This is a genomic window from Ktedonobacteraceae bacterium, assembly GCA_035653615.1.
Classification (GTDB): Bacteria; Chloroflexota; Ktedonobacteria; order Ktedonobacterales; family Ktedonobacteraceae; genus DASRBN01.
Genome location: DASRBN010000035.1, coordinates 267,928 through 284,735, shown reverse-complemented (window position 1 = coordinate 284,735; position 16,808 = coordinate 267,928). Strand labels below are relative to the sequence as shown.

The window sequence follows — 16,808 nt, the reverse complement described above, 5'->3', positions numbered from 1 at the left end:
CAAGAACACCTGTACAACGTCAAGGAGAGCGGCATGGTAGTAATAGCAAAAAAAAACGCAACGCAGACACTCTATTGGGCACGTGTGCCTGGCCCGATAGGAGCCTGCGTCGTCATAGCCACAGAAAATGGTGTATGTTGGACCGGCACGCCCGGAACACCGGCAGATACAGGCTTCGCGTGGGCGAGGCGCAAAATGGAAATCGAGCGGGTGATCGAAGGCGAAAAGATCGGCCCCCTGCAAAAGGCGGTGGACGAACTCGCGCGCTACATGGCAGGAGAACCCCTGCAATTCACCTGCCCCCTGGACATGCAGGGTACGGCATTTCAGCTCGCCGTCTGGCAAGAACTGCTTCGTATCCCCTACGGTGAAACCCGCTCCTACCAGGAAATCGCGCAAGCCATTGGCCGGCCCGCAGCTGTGCGAGCAGTGGGAGCAGCCAACGGAGCCAATCCAATTGCTATCATCGTTCCTTGCCACCGCGTCATAGGTAGCAATGGCTCACTAACAGGCTATGGCGGTGGCATTCCCGCCAAACAATGGCTGCTCGCGCTGGAGAAAGCTGGCGTTCCTCAATCTTAGTAGTTCTCTGCCGGTGTCATGAATATTTTCAATAGCCCGCGAATTGCGATTGCCGCAATGCTGACATCAAGAATAATCAGTACAATCCACAGCCAGACGAGTGAGATATTGTTACTCACCGAGTTGGAAAGCAAGGGTATCAGAATAATCAGCGGTATCGCAAGCATGGCCAGGCAACAGAGGATTACAAAACCGGGCAGGATGATACGCCATAGACCTGAATCTCGCAGATTCTCGGTTTTTGCCGTACCATAAGCCTGCCTGCGCTCAGAAATCGGTATTTCCTGCGCAACATTCGGGCTGGTAAAGGATTCCTTCTCGGCGGTTGCCGCAGGACTTGTATCGAGGGCAGGTTTTTCTGCCTCCACATTCGGGCTGGTAGCAGCAAGTTTCTCTTCTGCTGCGCTGCTGCCAGCATTTGGCGCTCGTTTTTCTGGTGGTACATTTGAAGGGGAGCTCATCTGATCCATGATCATCTCCTGAATAATAATTGCTTTAACGTAAGTATATCACAGAAACACGCCAGTGCGGTCTGACAGCGACGATCATATCATGTTGCAATTACCCCCACCATGAACTATGCTACATGCTAATCAAACGTTCCAGGCGCAAAAACAGCAATCAACATCGGAGCCTATCCCATGCCGGACAATCTGGTACAGCATGAAAACGAAAAAGATTCATATGATAACTCGCCTATCTTATGGTGGAGCTGGCGGCCCGGCATTAAACCACGTAATGCCATACTTTTCGGTGGCCTGCTCGCTTTCCTCGGCCTGCTGCTTATAGGCAGCGGGCTATTTACGCTGCTAGTGGGAATAATCGATGCCAATTCGCCACCGCTACAAATTCCAGGAACCGTAACGGGGCATACGACGAATATAGTAGATACCCTCCCTCATCTCATCATTCGTTTGCATGACGGCAATTCTGCGGTCGTTCCCGCGGTCTCTCAATCTCTTGCTAAAAGCATACACAATGGCGACCCGGTACTGCTGGACTATTCACCGCACCTGCGTTTCCTCTACGCCCTGGATTATGCCGGCCAACGTTATCCCCTGCCGGGAACGAGCGCGAGCGGTGACCCATTCGGTTCTTTAGCACTGTTGCTCATCGGCCTGGTATTATTCCCTTATCCTTTCCTACTCGCGCGTTGGGGATGGCTCGATTGGCGTGCAAAGTATCGCGGTCGAGATAGAGGACAATACACTATGATAGCAAGCGTCGTTGCATTACGCTCGACAGGGCAAGCACGCCGCACCAATCGCCCTGGATTGACCCCGCGTTTTGCGGGTTCCTGGTATGGAGTAGCATTACAGCCCTTAGATTCGGACGAGATCAAAACCTTTAGCGTACCTGAACAAACATACAAACGTTTGCGTAAAGATACAATAGTAGAGATTATATTTTCTCCTCAACTGCATTATGTGTATTCAATTGAAGAAACAAACATTAAAAATCCATAAGAATACTGAAAACCTCTTCCAAATTTTCCCGTCTCATGGTATAATATCAACCAGGGGAAATTCCATATCAGGCCAAAATTTTTACATTGTCACAGTAGGCACTCGTCTTACGTCGTTGGAGTTTGTCCGCAAGCTCGCAAATCACAACCGAGTGTTGAGGGGGAACAATGGACTTCAACCATTTCTTAACCAATTCATAACCTTCCTTCCCTTCCGCCGCATTGCCAGAGGTTGAATAATTGAATTGGTTAAATGTTTCTCTGTTCGAGCAGTCGGACAACATTGATCTCTATTTTTGAAAGTGAGGTGTAGTTTTGCGCTTCTCTTCCCGCTCAAAGTTGAGCATCGCGCTCTCCCTGTTTGCTCTGGCAGCCATTGTCGCCGGGCTGTTCGCAACAGGAGCATTGCGCGGAACAGCTACCCATGCTGCATCGGCAAGCAATCCAGGGCTAAAACATGTGACGTACGGATGTGATGAGACCAGTGCTTTGCTATGCACGGAGATCTCCAATGCATACAATCCCTGGCCCTACTACGTCGGACATGACGAGCCATCGAATCTCTACTATTCCAATGTGCCTGGCTCTGGTAATCAGATGCAGTACGAGCTCACGCTGCCTAAAGATCCGCAGGGCACCAAGGAAGTCAAGGGGAAATCCTGGAACTTCCAGCTCACGCCAGCCTTCTGGTTCGGTATGGCGATGTGCGATACGCAGTCATTCCCCGAACAGGTGAAGAACTGCACGCCCGACAGCGACAAGAACATCGTCGACCCCGCCATCAGCCCCAAGCATCCTGGAACCGCATTCATGGAGATGCAGTTCTATCCTCCCGGTTGGGTGGAGTGGCCTGCTGGCAACAGCTGCGACCCCACCAAGTGGTGTGCCGCCCTTAACATCGACAGCTACTCTGCCAATCCTGTCACGGGACAGGCGCTCAACTCTACCTGTCAGGGAGAGATTGTCGGTGGCGTCGAGTACATCAACTTCGCGTTCATTACCTTGAACGGGAAACCGCAGCCGAATTCACCCCCCAATCCCCTTCATGCAACGCAAGATACCTTTACGCCCAATCCAAATTACGACCTGTTCATGAATTCGGGCGATGATGTCATCATTAGGATGCATGACACCGCTCATGGCCTGCAAATCGACCTCAACGACCAGACGACAGGGCAGAGCGGCTCCATGACAACGAGTGCCGCCAATGGGTTTGGCCAGATCAAGTTTGCGCCCAACGGAACCAGCTGCACGGAAATTAATTACGATTTCCATCCCATGTACAGCACCTCCTCTGAGGAGACCCGTGTGACGTGGGCCGCCCATACCTACAACATCGCCTACGATGTCGAAATCGGCCACTTTGACTACTGCAATGGCTCAAACGCGATTTCTCCTGGAGGCAACTGCCCCACGGGTAATACAGAGGGCATCATTAACGACCAGGAGCCAACCGACAGCGATGATACGGGCTGTTTCCCTGCCTCTTCATCTTCGCTAGTTCAGGTGAGTGGATGCATAGGCGAAAATGTCCCCGGCTTTGATGGAGTCCCCTACCAGCCCCTGTGGCCTGATGGCAATACTACCCTGCATCCAACGCCGATTCGCGTCACCAGTCCTCTAACCGGCCCAGATTACAATGTCAACTATAGTCGTACGGCGTTCGAGTCGGATATGCCGCGCATTGAGATTGACACTGGCCAGTGCAATCGCGATACCGGTCAGGGCTGCACAATTATCCCAGATACCGATGACGGGTATCCCGCCAACTTCTACCCGTTCTTCAGTACAGCTCAATTCCGTCAGGATTGTGTCTGGCAGTTCGGTAATCACATTCCGGGCAGCACCAATGACTTCAACGAGTACAACCAGTATGGTCAGTTGATTACTGTAACCTATACCAGTGTTGGTGGCAGCGCCGTTGCGCACTTTGAGGATTTCCGCCAGATACTGCCGAAGAATTATTGTCCGTCCAACAACTAATTCGCTCTTCTGAGCGAGAGAAGGAGGGCCACTTCATCGAAGTGGTTCTCCTTTTTTACTTTCATGGTAGAAGAGAACCTTCGCTGTTCATTGCATGTAAGGGAAGTTCGTACCTTCAAAGATTCTGATTTCCTCGAGGTATAAAAAATGAGCTTGAAAGCTCCTCAACAACAGGCCCAGACTCTTACGCAGCATTTCCTGGATATTGTCTTCCCTCCACGATGTGCCGGTTGTAAGCGCAATGGCTATATCCTCTGCCCATCCTGTATCGCTCGAATTCAACCTCTGCCTCCTACAATCTGCCAGCATTGTTGCGCTCCGCTTCCTCCTGATGGAATCTGTAAAGCCTGCTATTACCATCGCCTGACCTTGAGTGGTTTGCGGGCCATTGGCCCGTTCCAGGAACCATTGCGTGGATACATTCATGCGCTCAAGTACAGGGGAAATACCCGCCTGGCACAACCTCTTGGAGAACTGCTGGCCCAGGCTTATGTGAGATATGCTATTCAAGCCGACATGATTGTTCCGGTGCCCTTGCATAGCCAGCGCGAACGCCAGCGTGGCTATAACCACTCCTATTTGTTGGCCCGCACCTGTTCTACAAAACTCGGCATTCCGCTGCATACCGGCCTGCTCATCCGCACACGGGCAACGCTCGCTCAGGTAGACTTGCACCCCAGGGAGCGCCGCCAGAACGTCACCGGCGCCTTTATTTGTCCCCCTCCATTTACAACTGGCGCTCTTTTGAATCGCAGAATCCTTATCGTCGATGATGTATCTACCACCGGTTCCACGCTGGAGGCCTGCGCCGCTCCCCTCTTCTCAGCTGGTGCGCTGGCAGTCTGGGGCCTCGTTCTGGCCAGGCCAGCATTTTAAACGATTATATCCCGGTTCATGACAGGTAAAGTGTCCTCAATCTACAAGTTATGTGGAAGGGTGTGCTATAATAAGCCACAAAGAGTCAAGCATTGCATGTCAGGCAGCAAAAGGATAGGCTTATTGAGTGTCGGGGGCGTGCTGCCTGCCCGAGAGTAGAGAGGAATCCCAATGTCGAGCAGTGGGAAATGGCTAAGAACCAGCTTTATCTGGCTCATAATGTTGCTGGCCATTGTCCTGATCATCGTACTTTTCTTCCGTTCGCCATCTGATACAAAACAGGTCAACGTATCAACGATTTTGAGCGATATCAAAACCGACATGAGTAAGAATCAGCAGGATACGTTGGATGTCTCAAGCGATACCATCACATTGACTCGTGGCCAGGATGGAAGCAAAGAAGCAGCGAATATAAACAGTTCTTTTGATGTTACGCAGGTGCTCAAGGATAATGGCATCGATTATACGAATAGCCACTTGTTGGTACTTGAGTATGAAGCCCCCAGCGCATTAGGAGCCTGGCTGAGTATTCTCGGTGGTCTCATTCCTTTTATCCTGGTTGCCGGCCTGCTGATCTTCATGATGCGCCAGGCACAGGGAAGTAATAATCAGGCTATGTCGTTTGGCAAGAGCCGCGCCCGCATGTTTATGGGCAACAAACCCACCGTCACCTTCGCCGATGTTGCCGGCGTGGAAGAGGCAAAGCAGGAATTGCAGGAAATCGTCGAGTTTTTGAAATTTCCTGATAAGTTTGCCGCGCTTGGGGCCCGTATCCCTAAGGGCCTGTTGCTGGTAGGCCCACCAGGAACCGGCAAAACATTGATTTCACGCGCTGTCGCGGGCGAGGCCGGTGTCCCTTTCTTTAGCATCAGCGGCTCCGAATTTGTCGAAATGTTTGTCGGCGTCGGTGCCAGCCGCGTTCGTGACCTCTTCGACCAGGCCAAACGCAACAGCCCCTGTATCGTTTTCGTTGACGAGATCGATGCCGTCGGTCGGCAACGCGGCGCAGGTCTCGGTGGCTCCCACGATGAACGCGAACAAACACTCAATCAAATTCTCGTCGAGATGGATGGGTTCGATACCAATACCAATGTAATCGTGATAGCGGCGACAAACCGCCCCGATGTACTCGATCCCGCGCTGCTACGCCCCGGTCGTTTTGATCGCCAGGTCGTGCTTGATCGCCCCGACATTCGCGGGCGCATCTCCATCCTCCAGGTTCACGCCCGCGGCAAGCCATTAGAAACAAGCATCTCTCTGGAAACGCTCGCCAAACAAACACCCGGCTTCTCCGGCGCTGATCTTGCCAATCTGCTCAACGAGGCCGCTATCCTGGCCGCCCGGCGCAATAAGCGCAAAATTGGCATGAGCGAGCTCGAGGAGGCGATTGATCGCGTTGTTGCCGGCCCGGCGCGTAAAAGCCGCATCATCAGCGAGCGTGAAAAGGCGATCACCGCGTATCATGAAGTCGGCCACGCCATGGTAGCTCGTATGCTGCCCAACACCGACCCCGTGCATAAGGTCTCCATTGTAGCGCGCGGCCAGGCAGGCGGCTTTACGATGTTGCTGCCTACAGAGGATCGGTACCTCTGGAGCAAACCACAATTTGAGGATATGCTTGCATACGCCCTTGGCGGACACGTCGCCGAGTTGATCATCTTTGGCGAGGTCACAACCGGCGCTTCGAATGATATAGAACGCGTGACAAAGATTGCCCGCTCAATGGTGACCGAATATGGCATGAGCAACGTTATTGGGCCAGTAGCGCTGGGGCACAAAGATGAGCTTGTTTTCCTGGGCCGCGACTTCGGCGAGCAGCGCAACTACAGCGAACAGACCGCCCGCGAGATAGATGAAGAGGTACGCCGCATCATCCAGGAGGCTTTTGATAAGGCCTATAACGTACTCCTCCAGAACAAAACACGCCTGATTATGATCAGCGAACGCCTCATAAAAGAAGAGACCCTCGAGGGGCCGGTGTTTGAAGCCCTCTTCAACCAGCCCATCGACGATGGGCAATACGAATCACCCTCCATTCTCGCAGGCATGCCCCATCTCAATCCTGCGGGTAGCAACGGCGGGCAACTTCGCATCCCAGAACACGGTTCATCTTATCCTCTGCCCCCAATGTTGCAGCCACCGTATGCACCCGAAGCTGGCGCCTGATACTACTCGCTCGCAAGCACAGGAGTTGCGCTCAGGCCGACGTGACGCTGGATCAGACCAAGCGTATGCAGATGTACAATAAGGCCGAGCAGCAGTTGGTCAACGATGTGGCCTGGCTGCCTATGGATCAGCGCTTCGGCACTCACCTGCTGAAGCCCTATGTCATTGGCCGCGTCTTCAACGCACAGGACCTCGTCCCGCCTGATGACTGGGCCAATGTGTACATCGCCGCGCATTAATCGGCAAAGGATGCCTTCGCCGCAGGTCTGGTAGCTGCGCTTACAGATGCAGTGAAAAAAAGAGCGAGGAACGGTACTTCCGAGAGTACCAATCCTCGCTCTTTTTCGCCAATAAAAAGGGTGACCGATGGGGCTTGAACCCACAACCGCTGGAGCCACAATCCAGAGCTCTGCCGATTGAGCTACGGTCACCATAGCAACACGTCTTGAACGTATCGCTAGTATAGACGAGCGCTTGCGAATTGTCAAGCAGAAAATTGCCTTTTTTCGTGCGTTAGTGCCCGTGTTATGCTATCACACCATCATGCCATGATTTTCCAATGTCTGCGGCGCCCTGAGATACAAAGCCCAGTACCCCTGGTATTCGCCATAACGATCCAGCAATACCTGCATCTCGGACGGGGCAAGCATTTGTCCCTGGTTGTAAATCCTGGCCGCCGCCTTAGCAAGTTCCTGGTCAACCGCCGGTACTCGCTCCATCCGTCCCAGGCCACGTACCATGATGAAGTGCGCAGACCACTCGCCGATACCTCGGACGCCACGAATTGCCGCCGCAACTTCATCGTAGTCACCATATCGCAAAAATTGCTCGTCCACCTCATTGAAGAACTGGATAACCGCCCGTAGATACTCTACCTTACGCTCGTTGCGCACCACACTTGCCAGCTCAGCATTATCAACGGCGGCCATCTGCGCCGGTTCCGGGAATCCCCAATAGCTTCCCTCCGGTAAGGTAATAGTGCTTCCCCAGCGCTCCACCATAGCCATCTTTATTTTGTGAGCGACACGCCAGGGAATGCGCTGCCCTAAGATCGCCCAGCAGGCAATCTCGAACGGCGTCAGAAACTTCGGCTGGTGCAATCCATAGAAACGCTCGACCATAGGAGCAAAGGCATCGTCTTCCCGCCCAATCTCGTAGAAAGGTCGCAGATCATCGTCCAGGCTGAGAAAGAAGCGCATGCGGTCAGTCATGGTAGCACATTCCGCCTCGCTCAATGGCTGTTCCGAATAGAGGGTATAGGCAAGTTCAGGTTCCTCGATTGTGCCGGTACTATGTAGCTCAAAGGCTACCGCGTGCCCATTTAGCGTGACCGCTTTGGTTAGCGAATCAGGAGCAAGCGCCTGTTCTCCCACCGTCGGTCCGAAGCCATTGAGAAAGCCCAATGTCTTGAAGAAGTCAAAAGGTGGGCATGGTTTCAGTGCCCCAGAGAGTACATTTAGATCAGTGGATGTTGACATAAGTACATTACCTCCTGCTTTCCTGGCGTGTTGAGTAACTGTAAGCATCAAAAGATTCCCTCCAAATCCTCTTAATCGAGGATGAATCAGAAAATTCCTTCAGGTCTGCTTACAGTATAATTGGTGCTGATGACAACAGTATGTCAGCAGCAAACTTACTCTTGACAATAACTCTTTCCTGCCCTACACTCCAAACAGAACAGAAGATAACTTTGACCAGCATACTAACCAGAAGGTAGATCAATGGAAAGGGATCGCAAGTAGCATGTCGCAAAGTATTCCAGACGAAACCAGGAACCAGGCATTACCTAATCACAATGAAGCGGACCTTTCGCATCTACCTCAGGTTCCTCCCGGCATCTTAATTCCCGTTCCTGGCACGACGCCGCGTCGTAGAACGCGCTGGCCGGACGCCATTGACGTCATCTTCGAGAAAGACCCCGCGTGTCGCAACATCTTCGAAGCCTTGCTCTACCAGGGGCTGTGGGCGCTTTTCTATCATCGTATTGCACATGCCCTCTACAAAGCGCACATTCCCTTTATTCCCAGGCTGATCTCGCAATTCGCGCGTTTCATCACTGGCGGTATCGAGATCCATCCCGGCGCGAAGATCGGCAAACGTTTCTTCATCGACCATGGTGCTGGCGTCGTAATCGGTGAAACGGCAGAGATCGGCAATAACGTCATGCTTTATCACCAGGTCACACTCGGCGCAACCGGCTGGTGGCGACCCAGCCCCGGTCGTCGCCAGAAACGTCACCCCACCATAGAAGATGACGTGACCATCGGAGTCGGAGCAGCTATCCTGGGACCGATCACCATCGGTAGGGGCAGCAAAATTGGCGGCATGACCCTGGTGCTCGAATCCGTTCCCCCCAATTCCGTCGTTGCTTCCAAGCCTGCTGAACTGCTGGTAAAGGGCGGCGAAACGCTCAAAAAGCACCAGGAACTCACTCAAGGCTGGAACGGTGAGATGGACTACCAGATTTAGACTGTATATGGATGCGGCTGGCCTTTTCTCTAAATTTCTTCTGCAAGAAGATCCTCAATCTTGAACAGGGAGTCTTCCCGAAGGCGGTGTAGGTGGCCTCCATCCATGACCAATATAGAGCCTGGCCTGTTCGTGCCTGGAAAATCCTGGCAGCGAGTCATCATGACGTGCCGATGAGTCGTAAAGCGAAGGATGGTTGCGCGGTGATCTGAAATTTTCTTCGTCGTATCCTGAGATCAGGAAGCGAAAAAGCCAGCGGCCAAAGCGAACGATTGATTTCAACATTTTGCTCCTTACTCGCTTGCATCAAAACTCTTCTGCTCCAAATCTTCCACCAGTATATCCCGCATCGAAGATAATAACAAGTAAGTACAGGTTCCCATCTAATACGTCAGGATCGTGCTGATAACCATGTCCCAGAACCGATTCACCTCCAGGGCATAACCGACGCGTGCATTGGGTGCTTTGCCGCGTGTGTCGTAGACATCGCACACCGTCCGCCCGCTTGTCCATTCACCCGTCGTTTCGATCTCAACATGCATATCATGGGCTTTCAGGATGGTGGGATCAACTACGGCAGCAACAGCGCACGGGTCATGTACCGGAGCAGCTGGAAAGCCAAACTTATCCCGATACCTGCCGGCAAAGAAATCCAGCAGGTCTGCCGCGAAAGTCGCAACCGGTCGATGTGCTTCGCGCAAGCAGCTTAAGATTTCCTCGGTAGCCAGCGCCTGGTGCGTCACTTCCAGCGTACTCATCGTAATCGGTCGTCCACACGAGAAGACAATAGCCGCCGCTTCAGGGTCGGTATGGATATTAAACTCGGCAGCAGGCGTGACATTGCCCAGGCCGATGGCACCGCCCATCAGCGAAATACCGGCAATTTTGGGTAGAATGGCAGGCTCGCGGCGCATAGCGGCCGCGATATTTGTCAAAGGGCCGGTAGGAACAAGCGTAATATCTCCATCCGAATTCAGGAGCAGTTCGATCAGCAGTTCGACTCCGTGCTGGGGTGCCAGCTCGATATCCGGTTCTGGAATATGTGGTCCATCCAATCCCGATTCGCCATGAATATCCGGCGCGTGCTTTGCCGGGCGCACAAGCGGTCGATCCATCCCCCTTGCCACAGGCACATCTCGGATGTCCGCCAGCGAACACACCTTCAGCGCATTCAGCGTCGTCTTCTCAACCGATTGATTGCCCGCGACCGTAGTAATGGCCAGCAGTTCAATGTCAGGATGGTGAGCCGCCAGCAGTATAGCAATCGCGTCGTCATGGCCGGGATCGCAATCGAGAATGATCTTGTGCTTCATAATATATCTTCACCCTTGAAATTGTTGGACGTAGCAAGCAGCGTTGTTTAATAGTAACATGTGGGTGAGGGGATTTTCAAGCAAAAGCTATTTCATTAGCGATGTTTGTGTATTACCTTACTATGCCCCGACCACTGCCCCATATGCAATAGGCAAAACCTCGACCGCTAAAGACGAGCCATTCAAGCAAAGATACCCTTTCGCTCGCTCAAACTCATCAAGAAGTCCTATCCCATAAAATTGACCCGTGACGCAGGCGCTGCTCGTCGTTATCCCTATAATTTTTCCAGCATCATCATATATCGTTGGTTCTAGATACTTCAGGCTCGCCGCGCCTGTTTCCGCTCGTAGTCGTACCAATCTTCGTGTGGCCTTGCAAGAGAGCATCTGCTGCCTGCCCACGAAAAACGGCTTATGCAATTTGATAGCGCTGCCAAAACCCGCCTCCATAGGATTGACCGAATACGGGCCGGCCAGCTCCTTCTCATAAAGGGGCAAGCCGGCCTCTATTCTGAGACTTTCTGTCGCGAGCAGCCCCACCGAGCTTAAGTGATGAGCAGCACCCGCGTCCATCAATGTATTCCACAGGGATACAGCTTGCGACTGTGGCACAAAGATTTCATATCCCACAGGCTCACCGCTATATCCCCTGCGCCCAATCCACGCAGTTCTACCCGCAAACGTAAGCTCAGCAATGTGTCCTTTTTTCAAATTATGCAACACATGGTGACCCTTATTCTCTGCCAACAGGGATTGCAGAATAGCGGTAGATGCTGGCCCTTGTAATGCAAGGATGGTCAATGCGTCAGGAGTGGTTGTGAGATTGGTAATATTACAGGTTCTATCCACCTCAATAGCCGGTCTTGCCAGGTCTATCATTACCTCGTGGGCGGCAGCAGTGCGTAACCAGCTTTCTACCATCCCGGCGTGAAGAGGCTCTAATTCCATCATGAAGTAATCAGTTGCAAGGCGGTACACGATACAATCGCTGAGAACCGTACCATCAGGACTCAGAATGCAGGTTCGACAACTTGCCTCCTTATTCAGTGATGGAATATGTTCTGTCAATACCAGGTCTAAAAATCTTTCTGCCCCCCATCCTTCAAAGCCCAATAAAACCTTGTAAGAAAGATCGAACAGCCCGGCATGCTGGCGCACCGATTGATGTTCATGGTGGTGAGAAGTGAAATAGAGAGGCACCTGTTGACCGCCGAAATCGGCGAACCTGGCCCCCAATGCTTTATGGCAATCATGCAATGGCGAAGGCCCGGCCAGCAACCTGGAAGAATTTCTCTCTTCAAAAGCAAATCTTTGTTTATTCACATTGGACGCCGGAAGTGTTGTTTGCCCCATAAAATACGGTTTGCTGTAGTCGATTAACCCTTCTTCCTCTCGTTTGCTGCCATTGTGAGAACGAGTAAGCCCCTGAGCCACGTGATCAATTTCGGGTTGTACTTCATTGAGAAATCGCCGGTCAGCTCGCCGAATCACCACCGGCCCATCGATGGTAATAAAAGGATCGTTGCTCTCGACTACAATATGGCCATCTGAAAGCATGCGCAGCCAATCGTGAAGACCAGGCTCAGCATCGTTTGCATAGATCAACAGGTATCGTGGGTATGGTCGGCTCTCTAGAGCGCAAATATACACATCGAGCCGCTTTTCGCCATTCGCATACAGTATCAGCGCGGGAGTCAGTTCCCCTATTTTCAAGCTATAGACATCTCTGGTGACAATCGATTGCAGAAATCCTGTGGCCCGCTCTCCTGTCACCATCAAGGCTTCTAACCACTTTGTCGCGGTTCGTATCTCCAGGTGCCTGCGTGCTGGAAATGTTTCAAAATGCTCATTGCGATGCTTTAAAATTTCCTTGACTCGCAGGCTGGCGGACCGCAGCAACTCGGCCTCGATTTTGCCTCCCGGCGTTTCCCTGCGCGAACCGTAAAAACGATATGATCGAATGCCTTTACAGATATCGGCGATAATGGATGCAATCTCGCGCACTTCGGTCTCACCATAACCCAGTTGTGAAATCCAGGTCGTTCCCAGGCGCACGCCAGAGGCCAGGGCGGCATGGGTATCACCCGGAATCATGTTGCTATTGCAGCTGATACCCGCTCGCTCTAAGATGCGCGTCACAACGTCACCGGTTAATCGTTGCCCGGTCATAACAGGAACTTTCCCAACATCCGCGACCACAATATGCGTATTGGTGCCACCAAAGGCTACCGGTATCTCCATCTCGGTGAGATAGTGATGCAAAAGGCGAGCGTTCCCCGCAATGGTGTGCTGCAACTGCCGGAATGCTTGCGTCCCCGCGATTTCAAAAGCCACTGCCAGGGCCACGATCTGCTGGAATACCGGCGCGCTTTGCAAGCCGGGGAACACTGCTCTATCGATGGATTCCGCTATCGCAGAATCCGTGCTGAGGATAGCCGCTCCCCGCGGGCCGCACAATGTCTTGTAGGTGGTAAACGTCACCACATCCGCGTAGCCGATTGGATTAGGAATAAGGCCGGCGCTCACCAGCCCTGCCGGGTGCGAGATATCGGCCAGAATAAATGGTCCTGACTCGATTTCTTCAGCAATCTCCCGCAATCTTTGCCAGTCGATTGCCCACGGGTAAGAACTGGCTCCGCCAACAATTAATTTGGGACGATAGCATAGGGCGAGGTCTCGAATCGAATCGTAGTCCAGCTGTTGCGTCACCGGATCGACGCCATAGTGTACTATCCTGTATGTCTTGCCAGATCGGTGTAAAGGACTTCCATGCGTCAGGTGGCCGCCGTCTACGAGATTCATGCTTAAAACAACATCTCCAGGTTTCAAAAGGGCCTCGAATACTGCCGTGTTTGCTAATGAGCCGGTGGGACATTGCAGGTTCACATGGATATCCGCGGCGTCAACTGAAAGATTACTATTGTTCGCCCACCGCGTCGAGAAAACGGCAGCTGCCCGTCTCTGAGCCACCACTTCAACGACGTTCGCCAGCTCGGTTCCCTTATTGTAGCGCGAATCCCCGAAGCGTCCATAATGCGCCACCTGCTCGTCCACATCGAGTAGATGCTCCCAGGAAACCGAATGCATGCGTCTTGGTGGATATCCCTCGGCGTCAATGTTGGAGAAGACAGAGGCCTGCGCTTCTTTCACAGCGCGCGGGCATAAACTCGAAGCAGCTCCCAGGCAAATTTGTGAGAATTGCCGCTCTTCTTCCCGTTCTAGAACCGTAGCCAACCACGGGTCAGCTTCAGGGATAGAGCGTTGCCAGAATTGCTCAATGGCAGTAGGGTTCATAGAATAATAGCTCCCATATTAATGCCTGTGATGATTGTTCTTGCCTTTTTCATGTTGGAAGTCTTTAGCGGATTGGCCGTTCTGCTCCAGAACGGATAGTGCAGGCACTCGATAGGCTTCGCGGGCGATTGATTTCAGCGGCGGTTTATTCGCCTGCATGCTCGCCGCCTGGCTTTCTTGCAGCAATTGCGCCAGTTGAGCAACCGTGGGTTCTTCGAGAAAACTGTATATAGGTACCTCTGTTGAAAGGGCAGCACGTAACCGCGACAAAACCTGCATCGCTAACAGCGAATCCCCACCTAACGCAAAGAAGTTGTCGTGAATACCTACCTGCTCGATTTCCAGCACCTCGGACCAGGTGGCTGCAATCGTTTCTTCCAACGGAGTGCGTGGCCTGTTGTTGATCGATTGGATTTCGGGACGCGATAGATCAGGCGCCGGCAATGCATGGCGGTCTAACTTACCGTTCGCATTCAAAGGCATGGCATCCAGTTGCACATATATAGTTGGAATCATGTATTCTGGAAGCTTCATTCGCAGCCAGTCACGCAACTCTTCATTGGAAGGTGACACTTCCGTGGCCAGAACTATGTATGCCACCAGGTGCCTGGCCTCATCACCAGATTCCCAGGCGAGAACGACGCTCTCATGTATGGCAGGGTGACGTTCCAGCACGCTTTCTATTTCGCTCGGCTCGATACGCAAACCCCGAATCTTGATGAGATTGTCGCTTCTTCCAAGAAACTGAATCGAACCATCGGGCAGATAGCGCGCCCTATCGCGTGTTTTATATAATCGCTTTCCAGGTTCCCGCGAAAATGGATCGGGAAGAAACACCTCGGCGGTTCTCTCCGCATTATTGATATATCCGCGCCCGACACCTATGCCACCTATATACAATTCGCCGACCTCTCCCTCTGGAACCGGCATCAATTGCTCATCAAGGATATGGGCATCTATATTGTGAATAGGCCAGCCTATGGGCATAATTGGTAGCGGATAGTCCTCCGCCGGCGGTTCGTAGATCGCATAGTGACAATTGTCATCGGAACACTCGGTCGAACCGCAGTTGTTGAGCATTGGAATAGCAGGATAGAGGCGCAGCCATTGCCGGCACAGTTCTGGCGATAAAGCATCACCTGTTGGCACAATCCAGCGCAGATTCCTTAGCCTGGGACGCTCATCACCCAGCATCATCGCTTCCTTTACCATGGCTCGTAGCATTGATGGTACCACCTGCAAGACCGTAATTTTTTGCTGATCTGTTTGCCACAGCAGTTGTAGTGGATCATTTGCGATCTCATCCTTGACGATGTGGACGCAGCCTCCTACCACTAATGCCGCCAGGCATTGCCATACAACAATATCGAAGCTTGGCGGACTATTCTGGGCAACTCTATCCGCCATACCTATATCCATATCCGCTAATTTGGCATAGGTATGGTTGACCATTCCGGCCTGCTCAACCATCACACCCTTTGGTAATCCCGTTGAACCAGAAGTATACATAACATATGCCAGATTTGCCGGTTTACTATACGATGGGAGATTTTCGTGGGCCTCTTTCTCCTGCATAAGAGCCTCAAAATGGAGAACCTGCGGCCCCTTTCCTGCATCGAACGGTGCGAGTGCATCTGATAAGAGCGTTTCGTAATGGTGTGTTGTAAGTACATAGGGACAACGACTCTGTTCAAGTATCTCGAAATGCCGCCGAACTGGATACTGTGGATCGAGCGGAAGGAAAGCGCCACCAGCCTTAAATAGAGCCAGAATTGCCGTTACAAAATCAATACTGCGTTCGACAAGCATTGCCACCGTCGTCTCCGGCACCACTCCTCTGGTGCGTAAATGGCGCGCTAATTGATTGGCCCGCTGATTCAAATCCTGGTAGGTGATCTGTTGATGCCCATGAACTATAGCCACTGCCAGGGGAGTTCGTACTACCTGGTCTTCGAATAGCTCATGCAAGCACCGGGTATGTAGATGAGCCTTCGAAGACGTCCATTCCACCATTGGCTGTTCTCCTTCGGTCTTGCCTGCGTCATTCACTATCACTGTAGTTTCCGGGTGTATGTGCCTTACACCTGCGCCACGTGCAGTCGACGAATACTTGCGGAAGTAAACTCCTCATCGCTCCCACCGGAAACGAATAGAGATACAATCTTTCTAAGAGCCTAACAAAGGCGGGAGCATTGGACAATATAGAAAGTACGAAAGTTTTCAGCGGGTATTTCTCTATATCATTACTAAGTAGTTAAACTATAGCGCTTAGTTGCTAACACGATAAAATTAGTGAAGAAATTACTACCCAGATGAGCAATGCTTACCCCGCAACTTTTTCTACACGTAAATATGAGCTAAATGGGTAAATTTACGTACCGGCTTTTCGGGTTACTGCTGCATCAGTCCTATTTAATAGAGTTTTAATGAACGCAATTTCATACAAACCGGCACATTCATAACATGAAAGATGCTTTCGCAACCAGGTCTTAACCTGATTGTCATTACTTCTCAAGAGGAACATGATATATTTCTGGGAAATAACCGGTAATAATCTAATAATCTCTTCTATCGGTTAGAGCAAGGTTTCATTATGATGCGGAATGATTCGGGCCTTCACTCGCAAATGTTCATATAAGAGATGGTGCATGAGGTACAAA

Annotated in this window: 13 protein-coding genes and 1 tRNA gene; 7 read left to right on the top strand and 7 right to left on the bottom strand. The window is 51.9% G+C overall.

The genetic code is table 11. The annotated features are described in order from the left end of the window. The first annotated feature begins 33 nt into the window (after nucleotides 1-33). Nucleotides 34-582, top strand: coding sequence for a methylated-DNA--[protein]-cysteine S-methyltransferase (locus tag VFA09_20850; protein HZU69734.1), 549 nt, complete (start codon nucleotides 34-36; stop codon nucleotides 580-582). On the opposite strand, the gene VFA09_20845 is transcribed toward VFA09_20850, so the two are convergent. After that, on the bottom strand, nucleotides 579-1,052 hold the full coding sequence (locus VFA09_20845) for a hypothetical protein (protein ID HZU69733.1): 474 nt from the start codon (nucleotides 1,050-1,052) through the stop codon (nucleotides 579-581). The two genes, VFA09_20850 and VFA09_20845, sit on opposite strands and share 4 nt — an antisense overlap. Before the next feature lie 171 nt (nucleotides 1,053-1,223). On the opposite strand from VFA09_20845, the gene VFA09_20840 reads away from it, so the two are divergent. The 5 genes from VFA09_20840 to VFA09_20820 all read left to right on the top strand — a co-directional run bounded on the left by VFA09_20840 (nucleotide 1,224) and on the right by VFA09_20820 (nucleotide 7,311). Continuing rightward, the gene (locus tag VFA09_20840; GenBank protein ID HZU69732.1) at nucleotides 1,224-2,048 is read left to right on the top strand and encodes a hypothetical protein; all 825 of its coding nucleotides are present in this window, start codon (nucleotides 1,224-1,226) and stop codon (nucleotides 2,046-2,048) included. Between the two features lie 314 nt (nucleotides 2,049-2,362). Beyond that, on the top strand, nucleotides 2,363-4,030 hold the full coding sequence (locus tag VFA09_20835; protein ID HZU69731.1) for a hypothetical protein: 1,668 nt from the start codon (nucleotides 2,363-2,365) through the stop codon (nucleotides 4,028-4,030). 147 nt (nucleotides 4,031-4,177) lie between these two features. Next, a complete protein-coding gene (locus VFA09_20830) occupies nucleotides 4,178-4,906 on the top strand; it encodes a ComF family protein (protein ID HZU69730.1) in 729 nt (242 codons plus the stop codon). 171 nt (nucleotides 4,907-5,077) lie between these two features. Next, entirely contained in the window at nucleotides 5,078-7,072 is a 1,995-nt protein-coding gene (gene ftsH, locus VFA09_20825) for an ATP-dependent zinc metalloprotease FtsH (protein HZU69729.1), read from the top strand. 65 nt (nucleotides 7,073-7,137) lie between these two features. Beyond that, on the top strand, nucleotides 7,138-7,311 hold the full coding sequence (locus VFA09_20820; protein HZU69728.1) for a hypothetical protein: 174 nt from the start codon (nucleotides 7,138-7,140) through the stop codon (nucleotides 7,309-7,311). A gap of 119 nt (nucleotides 7,312-7,430) precedes the next feature. Here the strand turns inward: VFA09_20820 and VFA09_20815 are convergent. Both VFA09_20815 and VFA09_20810 read right to left on the bottom strand, forming a co-directional pair. After that, nucleotides 7,431-7,503 (bottom strand) — tRNA-His (locus VFA09_20815). A 102-nt stretch (nucleotides 7,504-7,605) separates the two neighbouring features. Continuing rightward, nucleotides 7,606-8,550 carry a hypothetical protein gene (locus tag VFA09_20810; GenBank protein ID HZU69727.1) on the bottom strand — a complete coding sequence of 315 codons (945 nt, stop codon included), beginning with the start codon at nucleotides 8,548-8,550 and terminating at the stop codon, nucleotides 7,606-7,608. Between the two features lie 265 nt (nucleotides 8,551-8,815). On the opposite strand from VFA09_20810, the gene epsC reads away from it, so the two are divergent. Then, on the top strand, nucleotides 8,816-9,541 hold the full coding sequence (gene epsC / locus VFA09_20805) for a serine O-acetyltransferase EpsC (GenBank protein HZU69726.1): 726 nt from the start codon (nucleotides 8,816-8,818) through the stop codon (nucleotides 9,539-9,541). A gap of 54 nt (nucleotides 9,542-9,595) precedes the next feature. Here epsC and VFA09_20800 read toward each other — a convergent pair whose 3' ends face one another. The 4 genes from VFA09_20800 to VFA09_20785 form a co-directional block, all read right to left on the bottom strand. After that, nucleotides 9,596-9,826 carry a hypothetical protein gene (locus VFA09_20800; protein ID HZU69725.1) on the bottom strand — a complete coding sequence of 77 codons (231 nt, stop codon included), beginning with the start codon at nucleotides 9,824-9,826 and terminating at the stop codon, nucleotides 9,596-9,598. A 98-nt stretch (nucleotides 9,827-9,924) separates the two neighbouring features. Then, nucleotides 9,925-10,854 (bottom strand): nucleoside hydrolase, encoded by a 930-nt coding sequence (locus tag VFA09_20795; GenBank protein ID HZU69724.1) that lies wholly within the window; start codon nucleotides 10,852-10,854, stop codon nucleotides 9,925-9,927. A gap of 120 nt (nucleotides 10,855-10,974) precedes the next feature. Next, nucleotides 10,975-14,148, bottom strand: coding sequence for a hypothetical protein (locus VFA09_20790; protein ID HZU69723.1), 3,174 nt, complete (start codon nucleotides 14,146-14,148; stop codon nucleotides 10,975-10,977). 18 nt (nucleotides 14,149-14,166) lie between these two features. Beyond that, complete coding sequence (locus VFA09_20785) at nucleotides 14,167-16,161, bottom strand: non-ribosomal peptide synthetase (GenBank protein HZU69722.1); 1,995 nt, start codon at nucleotides 16,159-16,161, stop codon at nucleotides 14,167-14,169. Nucleotides 16,162-16,808: the final 647 nt, after the last annotated feature.